Below are 24,968 nucleotides of genomic sequence, written 5' to 3'. Positions count from 1 at the left end.
AATTTATTTCCAACCAGTTAGCGTCAGTAATTCAAAGTTTTCAACGACTCGTCCGTCTTGGTCTTTAAGTTTCTCAAACTGGTCAAGCGCTAGCGCAAGCCGTGTCTTATTATACGGTGGGGCCGTTGTCATAAGCGAGCTCGTCAACCCGTGATCCCGGAGGTCTGAGACAAGTTTATCAAAAGTTTGATATCGCGCTAAAATTGTATGGCTATCAACCACTTGTCTCTTAAACCTAGCACGTTGCAACAGCGCCGCAGCGGCTTGATTATCCACCAAAGGATGGCATCGCGGGGAAGGGCGGTCACCATCAGCTGCCATGGCAACCTGCCTCATGCATGGCAGACTACCAGCACCCGGAAAGGCTCCAAAGAATATTCCACCTTCGGCCAACGCAGCATTCGCATGGAGCAAGGCTCCGGGCAAATCATTGACGTGACCAAGTCCCATCAAATGGACGACGAGATTATAGTTAGACGAGGGGTAAGGAGCTTCTTCTTCAAATTTGCCAAGTTCGGCTGTTGCTACCGCCCAGCCATGGGCGTTGAGAAATCTGCTCAATCCTTCGGCCCAATCACCGACAACCAATGCCGACCCCGGCTCAACCTGCATGAATTGAATCCGCTCGATTATGTCGTCAGTTAGCTCCGCCAGTAAGAAAGGTTTTTCGCATGGCCTAGACGCCAGACGCTGCTTAGCGCGCGCCCATTTTCCTGCTCTTTTCTTTGGACTAAAAATGGTAGGCGGCGTTTTTTGCATCTGCCGCAACTGCCGCGCTTGAACAGTTTGCGCAAGCAAGACATTGTCTCTCCATGGCAATCTTTAGACATTTGAAGGAAGCATTGCGACCAGCGGTCGACTTAATTTATCCTCCGCGGTGCCCAATTTGCGGTGCAGCATTAGCTGAACAGAACGGCCTATGTGCTGATTGCTGGTCCGAATTGGTTATCCCCAGCAAGCCTGGATGCAGCAGCTGCCAACGCCCATACGGAGCAGGAGTAATCGTTCAAGAGACTGCACAATGTGCCCCTTGCTTGGCACATCCGCCGCGGCACGATGGTATTGCCTCGGCAACAGTCTATAATGACACATCGCGCAAACTAATCCTTTCGTTCAAGCATGGGAAACGGATCGCGCTGGCAAATATGCTTTCGAAATTAATGGCCGCCCGATTGCCTGAGTTGGAGGGCGAGTGGTTGTTTATACCGGTACCGCTGCACAGGACGCGACTATGGTCCCGCGGCTTCAATCAATCGGCCTTGCTGGCGCGCCAGATCGCTAAGATCGCGAAGTGCCCTTTGCTGGTTGACGGACTGATACGGACAAAGCGCACCAAAGCACTTGGTGGATTGGGTAAGAAAGCTCGGGAGCGAATGCTTCAAGGTTCGATGGTTATCTCGCGAAGTAGGAAATCCTCAATCATTGGTGCCAATATCGTCTTGGTTGATGATGTATTCACGAGCGGAGCAACCAGCGACGCATGCGTCAAAGCTTTGAGACAGGGGGGTGCAAACAAGGTTCTAATTTGCTGCTTTGCCCGCGTACTCGACGAAGAGTTGAGTGTCCGTCGACCAGAACGCGAAACGCCCGAGGTCTAGGACCCCGGGCGCCACGTGACGAATATAAGAAAACCTGCCTCACGGCTATGGCAACCACCCCCCTTGATGGGCGCCAAGGTCTGATCCCTCATCGTTCAGGAGCGCTTGGCGTTTCGGCCTGCTGCATCCCTATCTCCCTGAACCTGGCACTCTTTCGGTACCGTGTTCTGGATTGCCACCTTTTCAAGTAACGGGTATCTAATTCCACTCCGATAACAAAGTGGAAAGACTGAACTGCGGTAGGCGTGGATTTTGAAAAACAGATGTGGTTATCGTGCAACAAAGATCTTGCCCGCAGTTCGCAGGGCCTGTGAGTGAGTTTGAGTGATGGTTCATAGCAAGAATGATAAGTTGAAACGAGAATCCGGCTCTAATTTTATGCCGAAGTTTGACGAAAAGGGACTGCTTACCGCAGTAGTGATTGACGGTAAAAGCCGGTCGGTTTTGATGGTTGCGTTCATGGATAAAGAGGCTTTGGCGGCCACCAGAGCAACCGGCTTGGCGCATTTCCATTCTCGGTCTCGTAACCGACTGTGGTGCAAGGGCGAGAGTTCCGGCAATGTCTTGAAGGTTGAAGCTATTGCAGTTGATTGTGATCAAGACGCGTTGGTTCTGACTTGTTCGCCAGCGGGACCCACATGCCACACGGGCTCAAACAGTTGCTTTTACCGTCAGCTAGAAGGGCAAGATCTCATCCCACTATCGAATTGACGTTTACGTAAAGGGTAGCTATAGTCTGCCTATGTCTAACGTAAGCGATGCTCAGAAAACCCCATTCTTAAAAGAGGCCCACGCTGGCGCCCATCTTGACCGGCCTGACAAGCTCTCCCGAGAGCAATTCAGCATATCGGATCTAACCACCGAATTTGATTGCACCGCACGCGCCCTCCGCTTTTACGAGGATGAAGGGCTCGTCGCTCCCAAGCGCATGGGTCTTACTAGGGTTTATTCTAAGCGCGACCGCGCACGGCTTGCTTGGATTATGCGGGCTAAGAACGTCGGTTTCAGCCTGACCGAGATCAAAGAGATGATTGATCTTTACGATCTAAACGATGGCCGCGTTGAACAGCGCCGCGTAACGGTTGAAAAATGCCGCAACCATGTGGCCAAGCTCAAAAATCAGCGGGCGGACATAGACTCCTCAATCAAGGAGCTCACCGCCTTCATCGAACAAATCGAAGATATGGACCTCGACAGCTCCGCGAGCTGATCAGACTCAAAAGGAACTACCATGCCTACCTACACCGCACCAACGCGCGACACCCGCTTCATCGTCAACGAAGTGCTTGATTTGGCCAGTTACAACAAATTGCCTGGCTTCGAAAGCGCGACTGCCGATATGATCGACACTGTCATCAATGAGGCAGGCAAGTTCTGCTCGGAAGTGATCGCTCCGCTCAATCAAGTTGGTGATAAAGAGGGCTGCACGCGCCACGCAGACGGCAGCGTAACAACGCCAACCGGATTTAAGGCAGCGTTCGATCAGTATCGCGAATCAGGATGGGGCACTATTGCCCAGCCGGAAGAATTTGGCGGTCAGGGTATGCCGCATGTACTCGGCTTTGTAGTCGAAGAATTCGTTGGAACCGCGAACCAGGCATTTGCGATGTATTCCGGCCTGACCGGAGGGGCGGTTGCCGCCATCCTCGCCAAAGCATCGCCTGAGCTGCAGGAGAAATATCTTCACAAAATGATTGCGAATGAATGGCTAGGCACCATGAATTTAACCGAGCCGCATTGTGGAACGGATCTCGGCATGATCCGGACCAAAGCCGAACCGCAGGCTGATGGTTCCTATGCCATCACCGGCACCAAGATTTTCATCTCGGCCGGTGAACATGATCTCACTGAAAATATCATCCACCTCGTATTGGCGAAGACGCCGGGTGCACCGGACAGTTCGAAGGGTATTTCATTGTTCATCGTGCCAAAAGTGATGGTTAATGATGACGGCTCGCTAGGAGCGCGCAATTCTTTACAATGCGGGTCCATCGAAGAGAAAATGGGGATCCACGGTAACTCCACTTGCGTCATGAATTATGATGGAGCGACCGGTTTCATGGTTGGCGAGGAGAATAAGGGCCTTGCGGCAATGTTCGTCATGATGAATGCAGCACGCCTCGGAGTTGGTATTCAGGGCTACGCTCAAGCCGAAGTCGCTTATCAAAACGCGGTGGCATATGCTCTCGACCGCCGTCAGGGCCGCGCACTGAGCGGACCTGCCGAACCTAAAGCCCAAGCCGACCCGATTTTTGTACACGCCGATGTCCGCCGGATGCTGATGGATGCCAAAGCCTATGTCGAAGGAATGCGCGCACTGGCATTATGGGGCGCGTTGCAAGTTGATCTGACGCATAAGGCCGGCACTGACGAGGAAAAGGCAAAGGCTGACCAAATCATCAGTCTGCTGACACCCGTAATCAAAGGCTACGGCACCGATAAGGGCTTCGATATAGCGGTCAATATGCAGCAGGTGTTTGGCGGCCATGGCTACATCCAGGAATGGGGCATGGAACAATTTGTGCGCGATAGCCGCATTGCCATGATTTACGAGGGTACTAACGGGGTTCAGGCGATGGATCTGTGTGGACGCAAGCTCGCTCAAAATGGCGGCGCTGCAATCCAGACTTTCTTTGCGACTGTTGATGCAGAAATCGCTGCGGCCAAGGAAAATGAGGCGCTGGCACCTTTTGCAAGTCAGCTTGAAAAAGCGCTCGGCGAGCAGAAAGCTGCCACTATGTGGTTCATGCAAAATGCTATGAAAAACCCGGACCACCTGGGCGCTGGCGCACATCATTATATGCACATCATGGGCATCGTTTCGCTCGGCCTGATGTGGCTGCGGATGGCGACTGTTGCTCACACAAAGTTGGCGGAAGGCACCGACGACAAAGCATTCTACGAAGCCAAAATCGCCACTGCTATGTACTATGGCGATCGCTTCTTGCCCGACACCGGAGCGCTACGCCGGAAGCTGGAAACGGGTTCGGACAGCATGATGGCGCTGGGTGCTGAGGCATTCCAAACAGCGGCGTAATAATCCGCTAGCCTGTGGAGCGCGCCGGGCTAGGTCTGGGGCGAGGTCTGGGGCGAGGTCTGGGGCGTGATCAGGAAAAGAGCTAAATGGGGCTCCGGCGTAAAGTCGGGGCCTCTTTTTTGTTGGTAGGCTAAATCCCAGCCCGAAGTTCTAGTCTGCGCAGGTGCATGGGAGTATGTGGGGTTCAGGGTTACACCTGTAACCTAACACACCTCTCGTAAGCCCATGACTAACAGCGGTTTTCGTGTTGGAAATCGGGTTACACATTTGCTCGGGGGGCAGATACGAATTGTCCGTAAATAATCCCGTCCTGTTTCACATTTCAAATAGCCGACAGCAGGATAACGCCACATCAAGATGTAGGAAATGCCGCTTTTGCCAGCAATCCGCATCGGTGCTTAGCCAACAGGATCGTGTAGCGCCAACGGGTTGCATCGCATTAGATCCTGATTTTCGAGCAAAGCAGGCATATCCGCCTCTTCCTTCACGAAGCGGCGGATCAGCATGATGCCTTTATTGGTCGGCGAGTTGATTCTGCGGGTATTGGCCGCCGAGAATTTATGATCGGGCAATTTATGACCGGGCAAGGCAATAATGAAATCGAATTTACCGCGTTCAATGTCGCGATCATTGGTCACGAAATAATTATCTGAATTTTGCTGATAAAGGGACATGGACCAATAATCTGGCCATGTCTCTCCGGAAACTCGCACCGGCCCGTTGAACAGATCATAAGCCATTAAGGTCACAACACTGTCAGGATTAGCGCGCTTCGCACCTCCTGGAACCGGCCCGAATTGCCGGTTATGCCAACAGGCGTTCCAACCGCCAGCCCGCTGCGCGATGGTGTCTTCGATAGTGGACATGACCATCCGGGGCGCTTGGTAAATGGTGAAGGCTTTGGCGCCGACGAAAGCGGCTGTTGCAGCCACCACAGCGGTGGCAACCCAAACAAGCGTGCTTCGGCTCAACATCCTGTCCGCTCCACAATTGGCAGCGCGATATCGGGGGCAGCCTGCCGGGTCTTGTCGCTTGGATTATAGGTCCGGAGATTCAACTCGAATGGCTGGTCTGCAATTTTTTGGCTCGGCAACCAATTGCCTTCGCTAGACTGAGCCGAAACGATTATCTGCCATGACCCATCCTTGCGCTTAGGCAATACTGCACTATTCCAGCTCGAACGGTTTTGCGTGTTTTCGACGTAGTTCTGGGTGCTGCTGTCATACAGCGTCAGCGACCACCAACGCGTGTCGATTGGTACGCCTGTCACCACATAGGAGCAGCTCGACGTGAGCCTGCGGCCTTCGCTGTCATTTAGCGCGATGAAATAGAGAACCTCGCTGGACGAAAGCCCCAAAGGACCACCCACGGCAATGCGTGCCCGCTCAAGCAGCGACGCATTTGATGACCCTATATCATCCGAGAACAGCCAACCTGATTCCGTTTCTTTGAACGTATCAAAGATGGAATCGCCACCGCGGATTAACCCCTTGGCATTGTCATACCCCGCCCATGCACCGGTGGCTGCAGCTGCAATTGATATCACGAAGCCAACGACGATTTTCAATGGACGGGCCTTTGCTGTGGTTTGTTTCAAGCCTCCGGCAGGAAATCGGGCACACTCAAATACCGTTCACCCGTATCATAATTGAACCCAAGGACACGAGAGCCTTCGGGCAGTTCAGGCAATTTCTTTGCGATCGCTGCCAGGGTTGCGCCGCTGGAGATACCGACCAGCAGGCCTTCTTCGGCTGCGCAGCGGCGAGCCATGTCTTTCGCGGCTTCTGCATCTACCGCAATTGCGCCATCGATGGCTTGGGTGTGGAGATTGCCCGGGATGAACCCTGCGCCGATGCCTTGGATCGGGTGAGGGCCGGGTTGGCCGCCGCCGATTACGGGCGAGAGTGCGGGCTCAACCGCATAGGCCTTCAGGCTCGGCCAGTGCCGCTTCAATTCTTCGGCGCAGCCGGTCAGATGGCCGCCAGTGCCGACGCCGGTGATCATCACATCGATTGGCTCATCTTTGAAGTCCGCGAGGATCTCCTGTGAGGTGGTCCGCACATGAACCTCAAAATTGGCCGGGTTATCGAATTGGGCGGGCATCCATGCACCGTCAGTTTGCTCGACCAATTCGGTTGCGCGTTCAATAGCGCCTTTCATGCCCTTGGCCTTATCGGTCAAATCAAATGTCGCGCCGTATGCCAGCATCAAACGGCGACGTTCCAGCGACATGGACTCGGGCATCACCAGCACGAGCTTGTAGCCTTTTACCGCCGCGACCATTGCGAGGCCGATGCCTGTGTTGCCGCTAGTCGGTTCGATTATTGTGCCGCCCGGCTTCAAATCTCCCGATGCTTCGGCGGCTTCGACCATGGCGAGGCCGATCCGGTCCTTGATCGATCCGCCGGGATTGCCACGTTCCGATTTCACCCAGACTTCATGGTTCGGGAACAGGCGCGAAAGCCGGATATGCGGTGTGTTGCCAATAGTGGCGAGGACTGAATCGGCTCTCATACTGGTTTCTCCTTAGGCGGATCATCATCTAAATATTCGGACGTAAATCGTTTGGCGAGGCGCAGTTCGGGGAAAATCCATGCCCACAATGCTGTTACCAATATTGCACCGACTCCGCCAAAAACAACCGCCCCCGTTGCACCCAAAATTCCGGCGGCAATTCCGGACTGCATTTCGCCCAATTCATTAGAAGCTGAAATGGCAAGGCCAGAGATCGATGAAACGCGCCCTCGCATCTCGTCAGGCGTGTTCAATTGGACGAGGCTGGAGCGGACAAACACCGATATCATATCCGCTGCGCCAAGCACCACCAGTGCAGTGAGGCTAAGCCACAGATCGCGTGAAATGCCGAACACAATCGTCGCGATGCCGAACACCACCACCGCCCACAACATTTTGACACCGACATTATTTTCGAGCGGTCGGAACGACAGAATCAGTGCGACCGCGGCAGCACCTAATGCTGGCGCACCGCGCATTATGCCAAGACCTTCTGGACCAACCTGTAGGATGTCTCGCGCAAATACGGGAAGCAGCGCGGTCGCACCTGCCAGAATGACAGCGAACAGATCCAGCGTGATGCAGCCTAGCAGGAACCGGTGCTTAAAGGTGAATTTCGCCCCATCGACCATTTGCCGGACGGGATGGACCGGAACGGCAGACTGCCTGGCTTTGACCGGGCGAATCGACATGATCAGAGCCGCCGACATCACTAGCAAAACAGTCGATGTGGCATGTGGCAGCCACTGCGCCTCGGCAAAGGCAAAACCGCCGATTGCGGGGCCGATAACGGTCGCTCCCTGCCATGATATGGAACTGAAAGCGATTGCCTTGGGCAGGAGTTTGGCTGGCACGATATTGGGCGCAATTGCGCTCATCGATGGGCCTAAGAAGACGCGCGCGCCGCCATGCATTGCGGCGAGCGTAAACAAGATAGGTAAATTGAGCGCTTCGAGCCAAGTCATCGCCGCAAGCACGCCCGCGATCAGGCAATCAGTGAGATTGGCAATTGCCGCGACATGGCGACGATCAAACTTGTCCGCTACCCATCCGGCAACCGGCGTTAGCAGCAACAGGGGTATAAATTGAGCAAGGCCGAGCAGACCGAGGAGAAACGCACCTTCCTGGCGGCTATATCCATAATCGGCGCGGGCGATATCATAGGTCTGATATCCCAGCAGCACCACCATCGACAGCGTGGCCGCCACGGCAATAAACCGAGCACACCAAAACCTGCGGAAATCCGCAATTTGAAGGGGTGAAGTCGGCTCGGTCATTATCCGTGCCATGGCAGTCACTCAAGGAGGTGCCAAGCCCACAGTTTGTTTCAGGGAAGCAGGGTTCGCTTTAAGCCAGTGATTGAAATTGCTGGCTGACGCTGAATCCAGTTGGGGTCAGCGACTCCTGCGTAAGCGGGGATTGGGCTGAAGTGTGTCGATCATGGCGACGAAATCATCGAGACGAATGATGCGCTCAAATTGAAAACCGGCGCGTTCGTCGCGGGTCCAGATGACGTAGGCTTCGATCCTGCCAACCACCGGCAGGCGGATGATTACGCGGTCGCCGCGGCCAAGCTCCGTGCCGTCATCGACCATAAAACCGTGCGCAGACAAGTTGCTGATGTGCATTTTCACATCGCCGCGATCGTGGTGCTCCGCGATGACGGGAAAATCTACCGGATGCCGCGCGGCGCGCCGCAAATCGGTTACTGACAATTGTGCTCCAACACTCATAATTCCGCGACCCTTCCCTGTTCAGCCGAGAAGTTGTTATGAATGCTAAAGGCAAATAATTTGTAAAATTTTATGTTTCACATCGGGACAAAAGCGCTGTTTTCTGTCGATTAGCGGGTAATTATGCCGTGTTTCTTCTTACCAAGGCTTAATTTTAATTCTTCCCCATCCGCTACATTAACCAGAAAGCCAGCATCGCTGATCGTTTCGCCACCCAGCTTGACCGCGCCCTCTGTAATCTTGCGCTTAGCCTCGCCTTTTGAGCCTGTGAAACCAATTTCAGTGAGCACTACGCCGATTCGCTTGCCCTCTTCACCCACGGATACGGAGGGCAAATCTTCGCCAGCGCCGCCACCGGCAAATGTTTGAGCTGCGGTAGCTTCCGCAGAACGCGCTGCATCTTCGCCCCGCACAAGTTTGGTCACTTCATTGGCCAGAACAATTTTCGCGTCATTGATCGCGCTGCCTTCGAGCGCTTCTAGTTTCGTAATTTCGTTCAGCGGCAAATCGGTGAACAGGCGCAGGAACCGGCCGACATCGCGGTCGTCGGTGTTGCGCCAATATTGCCAGAAATCATACGCTGGCAATTGCGCTTCATTAAGCCAAACTGCGCCAGCGGCAGTCTTACCCATTTTGCCGCCATCCGCGGTCGTCAACAGCGGGGTTGTGACACCAAACAACTCGGTCCCGTCCATGCGGCGTCCAAGCTCGACCCCGTTGATGATATTACCCCATTGATCAGACCCGCCCATTTGCAACCGGGCACCCATTTCCTGGGCCAAATGGCGGAAATCATATCCTTGCAGGATCATGTAATTGAACTCGAGGAAGGTCATCGGTTGCTCGCGCTCGAGCCGTAGTTTTACCGAGTCAAAAGACAGCATTCTGTTCACCGTAAAGTGCGTGCCGACCTTCTGAAGCATTTCAATATAGCCGATCTGGCCAAGCCAATCCTGGTTATTGACCATGATCGCATCGGTTGGTCCGTCTCCGAATTTGAGAAGCTTCTCAAACACAGTGCGAATTGAAGCGATATTGCTGTCGATGGTTTCATCAGTCAGCATTTTTCGGCTTTCATCGCGGCCAGTCGGGTCACCAATGCGAGTGGTTCCGCCGCCCATCAAGACAATTGGCTTATGCCCGGATTGTTGAAGGCGGCGCAGCAGCATGATCTGAACCAGACTGCCGATGTGGAGCGAAGGCGCTGTGGCGTCGAACCCGATATAACCCGGCACAATTTGCTTTGCTGCGAGCGCATCAAGCCCCGCCGCATCGGTCATCTGGTGGATATAGCCGCGTTCGTCGAGCAGGCGGAGGAGATCTGATGTATATTGGGTCATTGCAGCGCGGCTTTAGCAAGCAAATCCGATGTCGGTAAGTAACTTCTATTGGGCTTGCGGCGTGAAATTTGCTGGGCAATAGGGGTGCTATGCATTCCCTCATCCTACATCCCGATTGTAGCGCCGGACCAATCACCTCGGTTAGCGCGGAAATTTCTCCAACGCCGGGCGGCTGCACCGCGCGGTTCACGCTGCAAGGCGATATCAGCCGGATCAAAATACCCGAGCAGGCAGACGGTATCCGCGAAGATTACTTGTGGAAGACCACCTGTTTTGAAATTTTCTGGCAGCCCGTCAGCGGCAATTATTACCGCGAATTAAACCTGTCTCCGTCAAGTAAGTGGGCGTGTTACGATTTTGATGATTTCAGATTGAACAGCCGCGATGCACCTGCAGACGGCGTTGAAATTGGGTGCACACACGATCACCGCGAGTTGGAGCTGGAGGCGGAAATACGATCCGAATTGCCTTTGCCGGCTCATGTCGCGCTCAACGCGATTATCGAAGATACAGACGGAAATATCCAGTTTTGGGCGATAGCCTTCGAAGATGGCAAACCCGAATTTCACAGCCGAGTTTGCCGAGCGATTGTTCTGGAGACAGTCTCGTGACTGTTCTCTTCGGAATCGACCGGCTGCTCGGGGATCAATCGCTGCTCGATGAATTAAAGGGCAGACGGGTCGCGCTGGTGGCGCATCCCGCTTCGGTCACTACCGACCTAGCTCACTCCCTCGACGCCTTGATCGCAGCGGGTGTGAACGTGACATCTGCCTTTGGTCCGCAGCATGGCCTAAAAGGCGATAAGCAAGATAACATGGTCGAGACCGAGGACGAGACCGATCCGGCCTATGGTATCCCGATTTTCAGCCTTTACGGCGAAGTCCGCCGCCCAACCGGCCAGATGATGTCGAGCGCCGATGTGTTTCTGTTCGATCTGCAGGACCTTGGTTGCCGCATATACACTTTCGTCACCACGCTGCTCTATCTGCTCGAAGCGGCTGAACAGCACGGCAAAGAGGTGTGGGTGCTCGACCGGCCCAATCCGGCAGGTCGCCCGATTGAAGGAACTTTGCTGGAGCTTGGTCACGAGAGCTTTGTCGGCGCCGGACCTATGCCTATGCGCCACGGATTGACTATGGGTGAGATGGGTCATTGGTTCATTAAACATTGCGGCATCGACGTACCCTATCGTGTAGTCGGGATGTCTGGCTGGAAACCCGACGCCGCACCTGGCTATGGTTGGCCCGAAGACCGCGTTTGGATCAACCCGAGCCCAAACGCCGCCAATGTGAATATGGCGCGCGCCTATGCAGGAACGGTGATGATCGAGGGCGCGAATGTGAGCGAGGGCAGGGGGACAACCCGCCCGCTCGAAGTGTTGTTCGGCGCGCCGGACATCGATGCAGCGGCGGTGCTGGCCGAAATGCACCGCTTCGCACCGCAATGGATGGCAGGCTGCGCCATCCGTGAATGCCATTTCGAACCCACGTTTCACAAGCATCAAGGCCAATTGTGCAATGCGCTGATGATCCATGCGGAAGGGCCGTTTTACGATCACGCCGCCTTCAAACCTTGGCGTCTGCAAGCGCTGGCTTTCAAGGCGATCCGCAACCTCTATCCGGATTACGATTTGTGGCGCGATTTTCCCTATGAATATGAGCTGGAGCGGCTTGCGATCGACGTAATCAACGGCGGGCCTGCGCTACGCCAATGGGTCGATGACGCTGCATCATGCGCTGTTGACCTTGAGGTGATTGCCTCGGCTGACGAGGCAGTTTGGCGAAAGTCAGTCGCGGAGCATCTGCTGTATTAAGGGTGTATGTCTGATTGGGGGTGGGAAGCGGGCATTAGTGTTTTGCTGAATCGTCTTCGCCGAATGCCGCGATATAGAGTAAAGATATCACGGAAAAAGCGAGAAATAGAGCGTACGACCAGAATCCAATCGGATGATCTACGCTGAGATATGGTTCACCACCCAATTTGAAATCACCGGCATAAACACCGCTCACAAGTCCCCACAGTAGCAAGAGGCCGACGAACAGGGCCAAGATTCGGCTCCCCATTGTCGCTTTGGCTTTAGGCATCTTCATCGTGGGGTTGTATGCATTGCGGGAACATCCGTAAATGGGTCGTTAGCCGACATTTCAATCAGGCTCCTGCACCGGCTGCACCAGCGCGACCAGCACGAAGCTGATCAGCATCAGCAAATACCAGCTGCCCAATTTGGCAAAGCCGACCATTTCCCAGCCATCTTCCTGACCCGGATAATTCCACGCATTGGCGAATGTCGCGATGTTCTCTGCAAACCAGATGAAGATCGCGACCAGAAAATGCCCGAGGATCAGCGGCATCCAGCGGTGCTCGCGCCAGTTCTTGAAATAGACGCGCGTCCTCCAGAATAACAAGGCCGCTGCGGCAAACAATCCGTAGCGGATATCAATCACCCAATGATGCGCGAAGAAATTGACGTAAACCGCCGCCGCCAGCAGCCAGGTCAAATAATGCGGCGGGTAGTTGCTGAAACGGAAGTCAAATATCCGCCATACTCGCGCGATATAGCTGCCGACGGCGGCATACATGAAGCCCGAAAACAGCGGCACTGCGCCAATGTGGAGCAGGCTGTCCTCGGGGTAGACCCACGATCCCGCGGCGGTTTTGAACAATTCCATCACCGTACCAACGACATGGAACATCAGGATTACAGCCGCCTCGCGCAAAGTTTCCAAACGCAATGCGAGCAGCGCCATCTGGATTGCGATGGCGGCAAGGGTCAGGAAATCATATCGGTGCAGCGGCGCATTGTCGGGATAGAAAAAATGCGTCGCGAGCAGCAGGAACAGCAACAATCCGCCGAACAGACATGCCCACGCTTGCTTGAAACCAAACAACAGGAACTCATAGAAATAGGCATGAAATCCGGGCTTTGGCTCAAAGCTTTCAAGCCGCTGCCTGGCCGCGTGAAAGCGCGAATGGGAGATTGGTCGGCTCACAGTCAATCAGCCGATCCCGTTCAGGCCCCGTGTTTCCTGCTCAATTCTCGCGTCGCTGCTTCCAGACCGTCCAGTGACAGGGGATACATCCTGTCATTGACCAATTGCTTGAGCATCTTGGTGCTTTGCGAATAATTCCACTGCTTTTCGGGCACCGGATTTAGCCAAACCGTTGCAGGATAGGTATTCGCCACGCGCTGCATCCACACCGCACCTGCTTCTTCGTTCATGTGCTCCACGCTGCCGCCCTGATGGGTGATTTCATAGGGGCTCATTGCCGCATCGCCGACAAAGATAACCTTATAATCATGGCCGTATTTGTGGAGGATATCCCATGTGTTGGTCCGTTCCTGCCAACGGCGTTTATTATCCTTCCACACGCCTTCATAAAGGCAATTGTGGAAGTAGAAGAATTCGAGATTTTTGAACTCGCTATTGGCCGCGCTGAACAATTCTTCACATAATTTGATGAACGGGTCCATCGATCCGCCTACGTCGAGGAACAGCAGCAATTTGACGGCATTATGCCGCTCGGGACGCATCCGGATGTCGAGCCAGCCCTGCTTGGCAGTGCCATCGATGGTCGCATCCAGATCGAGCTCATCCGCGCTGCCTTCACGCGCAAAGCGGCGCAGGCGGCGCAGCGCCATTTTGATATTGCGCGTGCCCAATTCCTTGGTGTTGTCGAGATTGGCGAATTCGCGTTTCTCCCACACTTTAATTGCGCGATTATGTTTGCCTTCGCCGCCAATTCGCACGCCCTCGGGGTTGAAGCCGCCATGGCCAAACGGGCTGGTTCCGCCAGTGCCGATCCATTTGTTGCCGCCTTCGTGGCGTTTTTCCTGCTCTTCGAGCCGCTTCTTCAGCGTATCCATGATCTCGTCCCAATCGCCGAGCGATTCAATCGCGGCCATCTCTTCGGGGGTGAGAAATTTTTCGGCGATCGCTTTGAGCCAGTCCTCGGGAATATCGACCGGATTTTGACCATAATCGGACATGATGCCCTTGAATGTCTTATTAAACACCTGGTCAAACCGGTCGAGCAGACCCTCATCTTTCACAAAGGTTGCGCGGCTGAGGTAATAAAACGCCTCGGGCGTTTGTTCGATCACATCTCGATCAAGCGCTTCGAGCAGCGTCAGATGTTCCTTGAAAGACGCCTGAATGCCGGCAGATCGCAATTCGTCGATGAAATCAAAAAACATACTTCGCAGGCTCCGCGTTCGTTGCGGCCTCCATGCATCAGGTTCGCGACGCTTTCAACTCACAGCTGGCAACTGTGGTTTGGCCGGAGCGGTTTTCGTGTCTGCCAGGATTGAGCAGCGTAGGGTTTCTGACAGACTGGTGAAAATACGCGCTCGATTGCCGCATTCATTAATCCATTAATAACCATATCGCCGCATAGACGGCATCAACGAACGTTTTTGGGGCAGTCTGAATTATGAAACACGCCGATTTCGAAATGGTTGATTCCAAGTCGCTCGACATTATTCCGGAAAGCTGCGGCGAAGTTACCGTCGGTTGCGCCGATGTTGCCGGCATCATTCGGGCGGTCATTGATTCCTCCGAGAAACTGCGGGCGGAACATGGCGCGTTGCAAGGCACCGTTAGCGAACTTGAGGCCGACCAGCAAAAGGTCGCCGAGGCGAGCGACGAGGCGCGGCTGCTTTCCGAACGTGCAATTGAGCGGTTGGGGCAGGGCACGACTCTGATCCAATCTTCGCTCGGCGAGATTTCAGGTTTGCTCGAATTGGTCGACACTCTGACCCAGCATGTCACCGGCTTTGCCGCCGCGATGGAACAAGTTCGCCGCTGTTCGCAGGACATTGATCAAATTGCAGAAACCACCAACATTCTCGCACTCAACGCCACTATCGAAGCAATGCGTGCTGGCGACGCTGGCCGAACATTTGCCGTGGTCGCCAATGAGGTGAAGAGCCTAGCCGGTGAAACCCGCCGCGCTACCGAAGAAATCAGCCGCACAATCGACACTCTTGGCGGAGAAGCCCAAAGTGTGATCGAGCAGATTGAAACAGGCGCTGAGGCCAGCAAGAACGCGAAAACCTCGGTTGCCCAGATCGAAGAAACATTGGGCGGCGTTGCCGAACTGGTTGAAGAAGTCGACCGTCAGAACGACCAGATCGCCCGTGCTACCAACACTATCAGCGGCCACGTGCACAAGGTGCAAGATGTGCTCAGCTCATTCGACGGCGCAGCAATCGAGAACGAATCGAAGCTGCAAAACGCGCATCGCAAGATGGAATCGCTCGAAATGACCGCGAGCGAAATGTTCGACGGTATTGTGAAGGCGGGGCTTTCCCCGAAAGACAGCGCAATTGTCGCGCGCGCCCAGGATGTCGCCAAGGAAATTGCCGCCCGCGCGGAAAAGGCGATTGAAGATGGCGTGCTGAATATCGATGCGCTGTTTGATCAAGATTACAAACCCGTTGCAGGCAGCAATCCACCGCGCTTCCGCACTGCATTAAGCGATTGGGCCGATAGCAATTGGCGCCCGGTGCTGGACCGCGTGGCGGGCGAGGGCGCTCCTATCAAGATGTGTTCGCAAGCTGATATGCGCGGTTTCTTGCCAACACATGTTACCGAACATTCGCGCGCACCCACCGGGGATCTCGCCCACGATACCAAATTCTGCCGCAATGGCCGTATTATCTTTGATCCGCTGGACCAAAAGGCCAAGCGCAGCAGCGCCCCGTACATGATGGCGGTTTATCGCCAAGAAGGCGATGGGCAACAATATCTGGTCGTACGCAACGTCTATGTCCCCTTATACGTCAATGGACGCCGATGGGGTGACTTCGAGCTTGCGTATACATTCGACGGGTAAGCCCCCGTTGGCTGACCTCACTCAACCAGGATTGCGGCGCGACATAAAGGCGAGCCGTTCGAACAGCATAATGTCCTGCTCGTTCTTGAGCAGAGCGCCGTGCAGCGGAGGGATGGCCTTGGTCGGGTCTTGGTTTTGCAAGACATCAAGCGGCATATCTTCGTTTAACAGCAGCTTCAGCCAATCAAGCAATTCCGATGTGCTCGGCTTCTTCTTGAGGCCTGGCACTTCGCGGATTTCGTAGAACACGTCCATCGCCTTGCTGACGAGCGTTTTCTGAATATCGGGATAGTGGACATCGATGATCGAACGCATCGTCTCGCGGTCGGGGAATTTGATATAATGAAAGAAACAGCGGCGCAGGAATGCGTCGGGCAGTTCCTTTTCATTGTTTGAAGTAATCACCACAATCGGGCGCTCTTTAGCGGTAATTCGCTCCTGCGTTTCGTAAACGTCGAAGCTCATCCGGTCGAGTTCTTGCAACAAATCGTTGGGAAATTCGATGTCGGCTTTGTCGATCTCGTCAATCAGTAGCACAGGCAATTCAGGTGCTGTGAAGGCTTCCCACAACTTGCCCCTTTTGATGTAATTGCGGATGTCGTGGACGCGTTCTTCGCCCAATTGACCATCGCGCAACCGGGCAACAGCGTCATATTCATACAGGCCTTGCTGCGCTTTGGTGGTCGATTTGACGTTCCATTCGATCAATGGGGCACCGACCGCTTTGGCGATTTCATGCGCGAGAACGGTCTTGCCGGTTCCGGGTTCACCCTTGACCAGCAATGGGCGGCGCAGCGTTACAGCAGCATCCACCGCAACTTTCAGATCGTCGGTTGCGATGTAATCTTCAGTGCCTGCGAAACGCTTGGGAGCGGCGCCGTTCTTGGTGTCGGTCATGGGTTTTCCTATGCAACTTGCCTTTACGTGCGCGTTAAGCAAGCTACCCCGAAAGCGCAAGCCTCACTTCCGGGAAGCGCGTGATTAGGCATTAATTGGGCGTGGTGGATCATTCTTCCGAAGCAAGCGCGAGTATACGCTGGGCGAGCAATTCAAATTTGGTTTGGTCAACAGTTGCATCGCTATTGTTCCAGCTCATCGCCAGAACATGCCAAACACCCGCTTTATCCTGCAACAGCCAGGTCAGATTGAGCACGCCCGGTTCGGAACCGCCCTTATAACCGACATACGCCCATTTATCACGGCTCGGCTCTCCCATTGCAGGGCTTACTGCCATAATTTCTCGCGCGGTCGGATCTTCGAATTCGGCTAAGAGAACCCCCAACTTCCTTAAATCTTCGCCGCTTGCAAACCACTCGACGGTGTCAATCGCAAGCGGTTCTGTGAAAGTTGGCGGGGTAATCAGATTGCGGTCACCGCCAGTATCGTCTTCAAAATCTGCCAGAATACGCCTTTGATCTTCCTCGCTCGCGGCTTCATATTTCCGCAAATTTGGCTCGCTGCCCTTGAGCGCAAACATTTCCAATGTGCTGAGGAAGGGCAGGGTCCGGTCTGGACTGGAATTGCCACTATCAATGAGCTCGGCTTCGACCATTTCGCGTCCGACAACCCGCAATAGCCGGTCAGTCGCTGTGTTGTCGCTGATCGAGATCATCATCGTCGCGAGCGTGTGGAGCGTCACCGGCGCATCTTTGGGCCAAGTTTGCATGCGTCCGCTGGGGAATGATTTCCGGTCGAGCTCGACCACGTCACTCCATTTGCGCTCGCCTGCTTCGATTTGCCGGGCGAGCGCCGACAGAATGTAGAGCTTGAATGTGGAGCCAATAGCGAATTGTTGATCGGCATTCAGCGCCAAAATCGGGTCCAGTCCCCCTTCAAGCGGCGCAAACAGCACGCCCACTTCACCGGGCAATGCTGCCAGATCGGTGAAAATGGCTTCCGCACTGTCATCGATGGTTTGGACGACGTTAATCAGCAGGCCCTGGACCAGAAACCCGGGAGCAGCACCGAGGCTGATCGGACCTTTGGCGAGTGCGTTTTCAAAACGGATAGCGATGATAGATGAACCATCGGGCGCTTGCGTGACCGAGTCCAACCTCTGCAAGGTACCGAATTGACCAGCCAACTGACTTGCAAGCGCTCTCAACCTCTCCGCTGGCACCTCAGCCAAGAATGATGGTGCGAAAACCTCGGCTGCATTCGCTTCACCTTTCAGCACGGCAACCACACCCTCGGCGCGGGCTTGAAGGACTGACGCGTCCTCTTGCCCGGATTGTTGCGCGACCGATTCCGTTTGCGCTGAAAGAGTTGCTGCAGGGAGAGTCAAACAGGCCAATGCAGTGGCTGTCATTAATCGGCGGAGCATTATGATTCCTTCACGATATGGTCTTTGAGTTGGCAGATTGACGCCAATTGGTCACTTTGATGCTCAAGCCATGCTCTCGATCTGAGTGATCTCTTCTGCTAGTTTTCGCGCCGCTCGGCGATTCAATCACAAAACGCCCCCGAACACTACAGCGACGAAGACAGCAAAAATTGCAGCCATACTATTTTTGTCAAACTAACCGATTATCATATCATGCGTCGATCAAATCACGGTCCATTTCACCGGCGCGATTCTGGATGAAGTTGAACCGGTGCTCTGGGTTGCGGCCCATTAACTGATCAACCAGTTCCTTCACCGCTGCGCGCTGTTCAAATTCTGCAGGCAGAGTGATCCGGATCAAGCTGCGGGTGCTTGGGTCCATGGTCGTTTCGCGCAGTTGTGACGGGTTCATTTCGCCAAGGCCCTTAAATCGCCCGACCTCGACATTCTTGCCTTTGAACACGGTAGCTTCCAATTCCGCTCTGTGCGCATCATCGCGGGCATAGCGGCTCTCCTTTCCCGCTGTCAGACGGTAGAGCGGAGGCTGGGCGAGGAACAGATGACCTTTGCGGACAATATCGGCCATTTCCTGGAAGAAAAATGTCATGAGCAAGGTAGCAATATGCGCCCCGTCGACGTCGGCATCGGTCATGATGATAATCCGGTCGTAACGCAGGTTTTCGGCGTCGCAATTTTTGCGCGTACCGCAGCCCATCGCGAGCGACAGATCGGCGATCTCAGAATTGGCGTTGATTTTGTCGAGCGTGGCGCTGGCGACGTTGAGGATTTTACCGCGGATCGGCAGAATTGCCTGCGTTTTGCGGTTGCGAGCCTGTTTCGCGCTACCACCTGCTGAATCGCCTTCGACGATAAACAATTCGGTTTCCGCGTCGGTTTCCCCCGAACAATCGGTGAGCTTGCCGGGCAGGCGCAGCTTCTTCGCATTGGTCGCAGTTTTCCGTTTGATCTCGCGTTCTTGCTTGCGGCGCAGGCGCTCGTCCATCCGCTCCATAACTTCGCCAAGCAGAGCTTTTCCGCGTTCCATATTGTCAGTCAGGAAGTGGTCGAAATGGTCACGCATGGCGTTTTCGACCAGACGCGTTGCCTCAGGTGAAGTCAGCCGGTCCTTGGTCTGGCTTTGGAAAGACGGATCGCGGATGAAGACACTTAGCATAACCTCTCCGCCCGTCATCACGTCGTCGGCGGAGATGTCCTTGGCTTTCTTGGTCCCGGTCAATTCTCCAAACGCACGTAGCCCCTTGGTCAGCGCGGCGCGCAGTCCTTGTTCGTGCGTTCCGCCATCGGGCGTAGGTACAGTGTTGCAATACCAGCTGGTTGAACCATCGGAATAAAGCGGCCAGGCGCAGGCCCATTCCACGCGGCCTTGCGACATACCGCTGTCATCAACTGCAAATTCCTGCATTCCGGAAAATGGCTGCGCTGTTACACATTCACGTTCACCGATTTGCTCGGCCAGATGGTCTGCCAAACCGCCGGGAAATTTGAATGTGGCTTCGGCAGGCACATCATCGCTGGTCAGACTCTCGGCGCATTTCCAGCGGATTTCGACGCCTGCGAACAGATACGCTTTGGACCGGGCCAATTTGAACAAACGGTGCGGTTTGAACTGTCGATCGCCGAATATTTCGGTGTCGGGGGTAAAGCTGACTGTTGTTCCGCGCCGGTTGGGGGTCGGGCCAAGTTTCTCAATCGGGCCTAACGTCAGGCCCTTGGAGAAGCTTTGCGCATAGAGCTGCCGGTCGCGTGCAACTTCTACGCGGGTGTCGCTGCTAAGCGCGTTGACCACGCTGACGCCGACACCGTGCAAGCCGCCGCTGGTCGCATATGCCTTGCCAGAAAATTTGCCGCCCGAATGGAGCGTGGAGAGGATTACTTCGAGTGTCGATTTACCTGGAAATTTAGGATGCTCATCGACCGGAATACCGCGGCCATTGTCCGCAACGCTAAGCCGGTTTCCCTCTTCCAGCGAGACTTCAATCCGGGTGGCATGGCCAGCAACCGCCTCGTCCATCGCGTTGTCGATAACTTCCGCCGCCAAATGGTGCAGGGCGCGGTCATCAATCCCGCCGATATACATCCCTGGTCTGCGACGGACAGGCTCAAGCCCTTCCAGCACCTCGATCGAGGAGGAATCGTAATCACCGCTCGATGCGGGGGTGCCTTCAAAAAGATCATCTGCCATGCCGCCTGCTATAAGCCTGCGTTTCTAAGCCTTACAAGCGCTAGCTGCAGTTTATCGTCCGCCACAAACCATCAGAACAAAGATAGATCAGAATGTAGCAGGGGCAGGGGAGACAATCACGACTTTGCCATCCTGAATCTCGCGCACTTCCATTGCGCGCTCGATCACTCCGTTGCGGCGGAAGCGGAATGCACCGTCAAGCCCGAGGAATCCCTCATCGCTGCGCAATTCGGCAATCGGGAATGTGCTGCCCACCCGCCAATCACGAGCGACGCGCAATGTAAGTAAAACGCCGTCATAGCCGAGCGTCGAAATACGGTAAGGTTGCCCTCCGAATCGTGAATTATAGCTGTCGGAAAAGCGCTTGAAGCGGGAATCAGAAACCGCCGAGAATAACGTGCTGCGAAGTGCGCTAGTTCGCGTGACCCCAGCCTCTCCGCTGAGCAGTTCGGTACCCAAAATCTTCGCTGTGCCTGCGCCGCGCGGATTAAGTTCGCCTGCCGCAAGCGCCGCAAGCCGTGCCCCGTCTGCAATCAGCACTGTATCAAACCCGCCGCGTTGCTTCAGCCGCTGCGCCGCGCTGATGATCGATGTGTTGCCGCGTGCATAGGTTTCCGTCGCTACCAAAGACCCGCCAAATTCGCGAACCGCATCTTTCACTGCTGCTGAAGCTTGATCGCCATATTCGCCCTCAGGGGCGATCACGCCGAAACTCGTGGAACCGTTTTGGCGGGCGTATTCTACCGTCCGCAATATGGATTGGCTGGGGATATGGCCCATCACAAAGACATCGGGGCCAGCCACGCTGGTGTCGTTGGAGAACGAAATCAACGGCACATTGGCAGGCCGCGCCTCTGCCAGAACATTGGGCACATTATTTGCCATCAAGGGGCCAAGGATCAACTTGTTCCCCTCTGCAATGGCCTTGCGCGCAGCCGAGCGCGCGCCGCCAGCTGTGTCATAGGTGGTAATCCGCAGATTGCTGGCGTTGGTATCGAGAATCGCCATAGTCGTCGCATTGGCAATCGAATTGCCAACCGCACCATTATCGCCCGACAGCGGCACCAACAGCGCAATGCGGTGGCGTGTCTCGTCGGTTGGCAGCGCCGTGGCGCTCGGTTCCGGTGTTGGGGTGGCAACAGGACCGGTCGTTGTCGCAACCGGACCGCCTGGAATAACCTTACAACCGGCAAGAAGGATCGTGGCGCCAGCGACAAATAATTTGCGCCGGTCAAGCTTCATGCTGGTCAACTTAATACGGTTCATCCTTGCGGTCCCTACTCTTCCTAGTCCATTGGCCTTCTTAGTGATTAGCGAACCAACCCTCGAAGCCTTATTACCGGGTCTCTATATCGTTGCCACCCCGATTGGCAATCTTGGCGACATAACGGTGCGGGCGGCAGATATCTTGCGCCGCTGTGATGCGGTTGCGTGCGAAGATACGCGGGTGACGGGCAAGCTCACCAAACATCTTGGCATTTCAACCAAGCTAATCAGATATAACGACCATAGCGGTGAGCGAGAGCGGGTGCGATTGGTTGAATCAATGCATAGTCAGGCCATTGCGCTGGTAAGCGATGCTGGCACCCCGCTAATTTCCGATCCCGGTTACAGGCTTGTTCGCGACGCGCGCGACGCGGGCGTGGCTGTCACCACGCTGCCGGGGGCGTGTGCCGCGATTGCCGGGCTGACGCTGTCCGGATTGCCCAACGACCGGTTTCTGTTCGCAGGCTTCATCCCAAACAAGGATAAGGCGCGCAGAGAGGCATTTCTGGATGTTGCGCAAGTCGATGCAACACTGATCTTCTACGAAACAGGTCCTAGACTGGTAAAATCGCTCGAAGCGTTGAGCGAATTGCTACCTGATCGAATGGTGTCTGTTGCACGCGAAATCACCAAACTGCACGAGGAATGCCGCAGCGGTCCTGCGGCCCGATTGGCGGACCATTACACCGACTATCCTGCCAAGGGAGAAATTGTCCTGATGGTTGCCCCTCCGGCGGAATTGGAAACAAGCGATGACGATGTCGATCTCTTGCTGAAAGATGCGTTGAAAACGGACAAAGCATCGCAAGCAGCAGGCAAAGTCGCCAAGGCAACCGGCCGCGACCGCAAGCAGCTTTACGCTAGGGCCATGGAAATCCGCGGCGAATGAAGCGCCAGATTGCCGAGCAAAGTGGGCGCGACGGGGAGCTGCGAGCAGCGATGTGGCTGCGAATGAAAGGATGGTCCGTGCTGGCCCAGCGGGTCAGAACTCCTCGCGGAGAAATTGATCTTATCGTGAAACGAGGCGGCATCGTCGCATTTGTCGAGGTCAAATGGCGCAAACGCCAAGAAGATCTGGATCATGCAATTGATGAATACCGGCTCAGCCGCGTGGCGGCGGCGGTAGAATGCGTGGCACATAAATATGCTACAGATGGCGAAGATATCAGGATTGACGTCATCCTGCTTGCGCCCGGCGGGTTCCCTCGCCACATCGTCAATGCATGGCAGCCGTGATCTGCCGATAGATAGGAAATTGTGATGGCTTTGCGCGTAGCGGTCCAGATGGACCCGATGGAATCGATCAATATTGCGGGCGACAGTTCCTTTGCCCTTATGTTGTCTGCACAGGCCCGCGGGATGCAGGTTTGGCACTTTGATGTGCGCTCGCTATCCTACGAAACCGGCGGCGAGGCGGCGGGAAAACTGACCGCGCATGCTGCTCCCGTAACAGTGCGGCCTGTTGTGGGTGACCATTACACGATGGGCGATCGCCGCAGAATTGACCTTGCCAAAGACATTGATGTGATCTTGATGCGGCAAGATCCTCCGTTTCACCTTGGCTATATCAGTGCTGCACTCATGCTGGACCGGCTGAAGGGGCAAACGCTCGTCACCAATGATCCGCGGGAAGTTATCAATGCACCGGAAAAGATGTTCGTGCTGGATTATGCGCGGTTTATGCCGCCAACATTGATTGCGCGGGAATTGGCCGATGTACGCGCTTTTCAGGAACAACATGGCAGCGTTGTGGTGAAGCCACTTCATGGCAATGGCGGAAAGGCAATCTTTAGGTTGGACGAGGACAAGACCAACACCACGGCTTTATTCGAATTGTTCAATCAGACGTGGCCCGAACCCCACATGGTGCAACCGTTCCTGCCAGAAGTTGCTGAAGGCGATAAGCGTATCGTCCTAATCGACGGAGAGTTTGCTGGCGCTATAAACCGGAAGCCCGGTGAGGGTGAATTCAGGTCCAATCTGGCACAAGGCGGTTATGCAGAAGCAGCCGATTTGACCGCTCGCGAGGAAGAAATTTGCGCAGCTATGGGGCCTGAACTCAAGAAACGTGGATTGGTGTTTGTCGGAATCGATGTAATCGGCGGTAAATGGCTGACCGAAATCAACGTCACCTCGCCAACAGGTATCGTGGCAATCGACACTTTCAACGGCACCGACACTCCAGCAAGAATCTGGGACGCAATCGAGGCTCGGCTCTAATCCTTTTCTCGCGGATGGGCGCTGCGATAAGTGTCTAGCAGTGTGGCCGCATCCACTTTGGTATAAATTTGCGTACTGCCAAGGCTCGCATGGCCAAGCAATTCTTGCAGGCTCCGCAAATCTGCCCCGGCACTAAGCAAATGTGTTGCGAAGCTGTGGCGCAAGGCGTGCGGTGTGGCTGTGGCTGGCAGGCCGAGTGCGATCCGGGCACGGGCCATTGCTTTTTGCACCATACCTTGACCCAGCGCGCCTCCCCTTGCACCTCGAAATAAGGGATTATCGCTATCCATTGGCCACGGATTGAGAGCGATGTAGGCTTCTACGGCATCTTTAATAACCGGGATGATCGGAACCACGCGCTGCTTTCCGCCCTTGCCAGTGACTTGCAGCGTGTCGCCGAGCGGTAATACCGCGCATTTTACCGAAAGCGCCTCTGCGATACGCAAGCCCGCACCATAGAGCAGCAACAACACCGCCCGGTCCCGCGCACCGACCCAATCCTGCGCTGCATCGCTTGCAACTGTTTCGGCAAGATTGCTCGCTTCATCGGGCGTGACGGGGCGGGGCAGGCCTTTCTTGATGCGCGGGCCGCGCAATCGGGGCGCGGCGCTTTCGGGCATGCCAGATTGTTCACGGGCATATTTGATGAACGCTTTGACGGCTGATAGTTCGCGTGCGGCAGAAGAGTTGCTCAAACCATCGGCGCGGCGATCCGCCAAATGACGGCGCAATTCGCCCGCATCAAGCTGTGCGGCATCCCCCCATGAATTCAGTGTGTTTCGCTCGATCAACAAATTGGCGGCAGCCAAATAGGCGCGGACTGTGTGCGGGGAACGCCTTCGCCCTGTAGTCAGATAGCCTCGCCAAGCTTCGAGCAAATCGGCTTTGGTCATTCGGCC

At 55.0% G+C, this 24,968-nt stretch carries 25 protein-coding genes and 1 pseudogene; 11 read left to right on the top strand and 15 right to left on the bottom strand.

The annotated features are described in order from the left end of the window. Positions 1-3: 3 nt before the first annotated feature. Positions 4-798, bottom strand: a complete 795-nt coding sequence (locus tag GRI36_RS09060; protein ID WP_235902212.1) for a methyltransferase domain-containing protein — start codon at positions 796-798, stop codon at positions 4-6. A 14-nt stretch (positions 799-812) separates the two neighbouring features. On the opposite strand from GRI36_RS09060, the pseudogene GRI36_RS14030 reads away from it, so the two are divergent. The 5 genes and pseudogenes from GRI36_RS14030 to GRI36_RS09040 all read left to right on the top strand — a co-directional run. Then, positions 813-977 (top strand): annotated as a pseudogene (locus GRI36_RS14030) (double zinc ribbon domain-containing protein); the annotation flags it as partial. Between the two features lie 57 nt (positions 978-1,034). Next, positions 1,035-1,598, top strand: a complete 564-nt coding sequence (locus GRI36_RS09055) for a ComF family protein (RefSeq protein WP_328598413.1) — start codon at positions 1,035-1,037, stop codon at positions 1,596-1,598. Between the two features lie 327 nt (positions 1,599-1,925). Then, a complete protein-coding gene (gene hisI, locus GRI36_RS09050) occupies positions 1,926-2,309 on the top strand; it encodes a phosphoribosyl-AMP cyclohydrolase (RefSeq protein ID WP_160598170.1) in 384 nt (127 codons plus the stop codon). A gap of 31 nt (positions 2,310-2,340) precedes the next feature. After that, a complete protein-coding gene (locus GRI36_RS09045; protein ID WP_160598169.1) occupies positions 2,341-2,808 on the top strand; it encodes a MerR family transcriptional regulator in 468 nt (155 codons plus the stop codon). A gap of 21 nt (positions 2,809-2,829) precedes the next feature. Then, positions 2,830-4,635 (top strand): acyl-CoA dehydrogenase C-terminal domain-containing protein, encoded by a 1,806-nt coding sequence (locus GRI36_RS09040; RefSeq protein ID WP_160598168.1) that lies wholly within the window; start codon positions 2,830-2,832, stop codon positions 4,633-4,635. A gap of 398 nt (positions 4,636-5,033) precedes the next feature. On the opposite strand, the gene GRI36_RS09035 is transcribed toward GRI36_RS09040, so the two are convergent. From GRI36_RS09035 to tyrS, 6 genes are all read right to left on the bottom strand, one after another. Continuing rightward, complete coding sequence (locus GRI36_RS09035) at positions 5,034-5,609, bottom strand: DUF1254 domain-containing protein (RefSeq protein ID WP_160598167.1); 576 nt, start codon at positions 5,607-5,609, stop codon at positions 5,034-5,036. After that, entirely contained in the window at positions 5,603-6,202 is a 600-nt protein-coding gene (locus GRI36_RS09030) for a DUF1214 domain-containing protein (RefSeq protein ID WP_160598166.1), read from the bottom strand. The genes GRI36_RS09035 and GRI36_RS09030 overlap by 7 nt, the downstream gene beginning before the upstream one ends. Before the next feature lie 26 nt (positions 6,203-6,228). Then, positions 6,229-7,149 (bottom strand): cysteine synthase A, encoded by a 921-nt coding sequence (cysK, locus tag GRI36_RS09025; RefSeq protein WP_160598165.1) that lies wholly within the window; start codon positions 7,147-7,149, stop codon positions 6,229-6,231. Continuing rightward, complete coding sequence (locus GRI36_RS09020) at positions 7,146-8,426, bottom strand: MFS transporter (protein ID WP_202392149.1); 1,281 nt, start codon at positions 8,424-8,426, stop codon at positions 7,146-7,148. The genes cysK and GRI36_RS09020 overlap by 4 nt, the downstream gene beginning before the upstream one ends. Before the next feature lie 117 nt (positions 8,427-8,543). Next, positions 8,544-8,882 carry a PilZ domain-containing protein gene (locus tag GRI36_RS09015; protein WP_160598164.1) on the bottom strand — a complete coding sequence of 113 codons (339 nt, stop codon included), beginning with the start codon at positions 8,880-8,882 and terminating at the stop codon, positions 8,544-8,546. Positions 8,883-8,992: 110 nt separating this feature from the next. After that, a complete protein-coding gene (tyrS, locus tag GRI36_RS09010; protein WP_160598163.1) occupies positions 8,993-10,222 on the bottom strand; it encodes a tyrosine--tRNA ligase in 1,230 nt (409 codons plus the stop codon). 89 nt (positions 10,223-10,311) lie between these two features. Here tyrS and GRI36_RS09005 point away from each other — a divergent pair, with 89 nt between their 5' ends. Both GRI36_RS09005 and GRI36_RS09000 read left to right on the top strand, forming a co-directional pair. After that, positions 10,312-10,833 carry a DOMON domain-containing protein gene (locus GRI36_RS09005; protein ID WP_160598162.1) on the top strand — a complete coding sequence of 174 codons (522 nt, stop codon included), beginning with the start codon at positions 10,312-10,314 and terminating at the stop codon, positions 10,831-10,833. Next, a complete protein-coding gene (locus tag GRI36_RS09000) occupies positions 10,830-12,035 on the top strand; it encodes an exo-beta-N-acetylmuramidase NamZ family protein (protein WP_160598161.1) in 1,206 nt (401 codons plus the stop codon). The genes GRI36_RS09005 and GRI36_RS09000 overlap by 4 nt, the downstream gene beginning before the upstream one ends. A gap of 34 nt (positions 12,036-12,069) precedes the next feature. Here the strand turns inward: GRI36_RS09000 and GRI36_RS08995 are convergent, their stop codons facing one another. From GRI36_RS08995 to GRI36_RS08985, 3 genes are read right to left on the bottom strand one after another with little or no spacing between them, the layout of a single operon-like run. Next, complete coding sequence (locus GRI36_RS08995; protein WP_160598160.1) at positions 12,070-12,312, bottom strand: hypothetical protein; 243 nt, start codon at positions 12,310-12,312, stop codon at positions 12,070-12,072. A 54-nt stretch (positions 12,313-12,366) separates the two neighbouring features. Next, a complete protein-coding gene (locus GRI36_RS08990; RefSeq protein ID WP_407985669.1) occupies positions 12,367-13,212 on the bottom strand; it encodes a DUF817 domain-containing protein in 846 nt (281 codons plus the stop codon). A gap of 20 nt (positions 13,213-13,232) precedes the next feature. After that, the gene (locus tag GRI36_RS08985; RefSeq protein WP_160598159.1) at positions 13,233-14,417 is read right to left on the bottom strand and encodes a vWA domain-containing protein; all 1,185 of its coding nucleotides are present in this window, start codon (positions 14,415-14,417) and stop codon (positions 13,233-13,235) included. A 236-nt stretch (positions 14,418-14,653) separates the two neighbouring features. On the opposite strand from GRI36_RS08985, the gene GRI36_RS08980 reads away from it, so the two are divergent. Then, the gene (locus tag GRI36_RS08980) at positions 14,654-16,057 is read left to right on the top strand and encodes a methyl-accepting chemotaxis protein (protein WP_160598158.1); all 1,404 of its coding nucleotides are present in this window, start codon (positions 14,654-14,656) and stop codon (positions 16,055-16,057) included. A gap of 21 nt (positions 16,058-16,078) precedes the next feature. On the opposite strand, the gene GRI36_RS08975 is transcribed toward GRI36_RS08980, so the two are convergent. The 4 genes from GRI36_RS08975 to GRI36_RS08960 all read right to left on the bottom strand — a co-directional run bounded on the left by GRI36_RS08975 (position 16,079) and on the right by GRI36_RS08960 (position 21,849). After that, entirely contained in the window at positions 16,079-16,954 is an 876-nt protein-coding gene (locus GRI36_RS08975; protein ID WP_160598157.1) for an AAA family ATPase, read from the bottom strand. Positions 16,955-17,063: 109 nt separating this feature from the next. Next, positions 17,064-18,380, bottom strand: a complete 1,317-nt coding sequence (locus GRI36_RS08970; RefSeq protein WP_160598156.1) for a serine hydrolase — start codon at positions 18,378-18,380, stop codon at positions 17,064-17,066. A 211-nt stretch (positions 18,381-18,591) separates the two neighbouring features. Beyond that, a complete protein-coding gene (gene parE / locus GRI36_RS08965; RefSeq protein ID WP_160598155.1) occupies positions 18,592-20,583 on the bottom strand; it encodes a DNA topoisomerase IV subunit B in 1,992 nt (663 codons plus the stop codon). Between the two features lie 87 nt (positions 20,584-20,670). Beyond that, positions 20,671-21,849, bottom strand: coding sequence for a penicillin-binding protein activator (locus tag GRI36_RS08960; RefSeq protein WP_160598154.1), 1,179 nt, complete (start codon positions 21,847-21,849; stop codon positions 20,671-20,673). A gap of 40 nt (positions 21,850-21,889) precedes the next feature. Between GRI36_RS08960 and rsmI the strand changes: the two genes are divergently transcribed. The 3 genes from rsmI to gshB are packed head-to-tail and all read left to right on the top strand — an operon-like array spanning position 21,890 to position 24,069. Continuing rightward, complete coding sequence (gene rsmI, locus GRI36_RS08955) at positions 21,890-22,738, top strand: 16S rRNA (cytidine(1402)-2'-O)-methyltransferase (RefSeq protein ID WP_328598370.1); 849 nt, start codon at positions 21,890-21,892, stop codon at positions 22,736-22,738. Then, positions 22,735-23,085 carry a YraN family protein gene (locus tag GRI36_RS08950; RefSeq protein ID WP_160598152.1) on the top strand — a complete coding sequence of 117 codons (351 nt, stop codon included), beginning with the start codon at positions 22,735-22,737 and terminating at the stop codon, positions 23,083-23,085. The genes rsmI and GRI36_RS08950 overlap by 4 nt, the downstream gene beginning before the upstream one ends. Positions 23,086-23,109: 24 nt before the next feature. Continuing rightward, complete coding sequence (gshB, locus tag GRI36_RS08945; protein WP_160598151.1) at positions 23,110-24,069, top strand: glutathione synthase; 960 nt, start codon at positions 23,110-23,112, stop codon at positions 24,067-24,069. On the opposite strand, the gene GRI36_RS08940 is transcribed toward gshB, so the two are convergent. Further along, complete coding sequence (locus tag GRI36_RS08940; protein ID WP_160598150.1) at positions 24,066-24,962, bottom strand: tyrosine recombinase XerC; 897 nt, start codon at positions 24,960-24,962, stop codon at positions 24,066-24,068. The two genes, gshB and GRI36_RS08940, sit on opposite strands and share 4 nt — an antisense overlap. Positions 24,963-24,968 lie beyond the last annotated feature (6 nt).

Source organism: Pontixanthobacter gangjinensis, from assembly GCF_009827545.1.
GTDB classification, from domain to species: domain Bacteria; phylum Pseudomonadota; class Alphaproteobacteria; order Sphingomonadales; family Sphingomonadaceae; genus Pontixanthobacter; species Pontixanthobacter gangjinensis.
Note: the sequence above shows the minus strand (reverse complement) of the source record. Positions and strands in the feature narration are given on the sequence as shown.

Excerpts from the sequence above, each read along its gene's own strand:
- GRI36_RS08940 (WP_160598150.1), bottom strand. The coding sequence starts at position 24,962 with ATGACCAAAGCCGATTTGCTCGAAGCTTGGCGAGGCTATCTGACTACA.
- cysK (WP_160598165.1), bottom strand. The coding sequence starts at position 7,149 with ATGAGAGCCGATTCAGTCCTCGCCACTATTGGCAACACACCGCATATC.
- GRI36_RS09020 (WP_202392149.1), bottom strand. The coding sequence starts at position 8,426 with ATGACCGAGCCGACTTCACCCCTTCAAATTGCGGATTTCCGCAGGTTT.
- GRI36_RS09015 (WP_160598164.1), bottom strand. The coding sequence starts at position 8,882 with ATGAGTGTTGGAGCACAATTGTCAGTAACCGATTTGCGGCGCGCCGCG.
- GRI36_RS08995 (WP_160598160.1), bottom strand. The coding sequence starts at position 12,312 with ATGAAGATGCCTAAAGCCAAAGCGACAATGGGGAGCCGAATCTTGGCC.
- GRI36_RS09045 (WP_160598169.1), top strand. The coding sequence starts at position 2,341 with ATGTCTAACGTAAGCGATGCTCAGAAAACCCCATTCTTAAAAGAGGCC.
- hisI (WP_160598170.1), top strand. The coding sequence starts at position 1,926 with ATGGTTCATAGCAAGAATGATAAGTTGAAACGAGAATCCGGCTCTAAT.
- GRI36_RS08975 (WP_160598157.1), bottom strand. The coding sequence starts at position 16,954 with ATGACCGACACCAAGAACGGCGCCGCTCCCAAGCGTTTCGCAGGCACT.
- GRI36_RS09035 (WP_160598167.1), bottom strand. The coding sequence starts at position 5,609 with ATGTTGAGCCGAAGCACGCTTGTTTGGGTTGCCACCGCTGTGGTGGCT.
- GRI36_RS08960 (WP_160598154.1), bottom strand. The coding sequence starts at position 21,849 with ATGAACCGTATTAAGTTGACCAGCATGAAGCTTGACCGGCGCAAATTA.
- tyrS (WP_160598163.1), bottom strand. The coding sequence starts at position 10,222 with ATGACCCAATATACATCAGATCTCCTCCGCCTGCTCGACGAACGCGGC.
- GRI36_RS08950 (WP_160598152.1), top strand. The coding sequence starts at position 22,735 with ATGAAGCGCCAGATTGCCGAGCAAAGTGGGCGCGACGGGGAGCTGCGA.
- gshB (WP_160598151.1), top strand. The coding sequence starts at position 23,110 with ATGGCTTTGCGCGTAGCGGTCCAGATGGACCCGATGGAATCGATCAAT.
- GRI36_RS09005 (WP_160598162.1), top strand. The coding sequence starts at position 10,312 with ATGCATTCCCTCATCCTACATCCCGATTGTAGCGCCGGACCAATCACC.
- GRI36_RS08980 (WP_160598158.1), top strand. The coding sequence starts at position 14,654 with ATGAAACACGCCGATTTCGAAATGGTTGATTCCAAGTCGCTCGACATT.
- GRI36_RS09040 (WP_160598168.1), top strand. The coding sequence starts at position 2,830 with ATGCCTACCTACACCGCACCAACGCGCGACACCCGCTTCATCGTCAAC.
- GRI36_RS08970 (WP_160598156.1), bottom strand. The coding sequence starts at position 18,380 with ATGCTCCGCCGATTAATGACAGCCACTGCATTGGCCTGTTTGACTCTC.
- GRI36_RS08985 (WP_160598159.1), bottom strand. The coding sequence starts at position 14,417 with ATGTTTTTTGATTTCATCGACGAATTGCGATCTGCCGGCATTCAGGCG.
- parE (WP_160598155.1), bottom strand. The coding sequence starts at position 20,583 with ATGGCAGATGATCTTTTTGAAGGCACCCCCGCATCGAGCGGTGATTAC.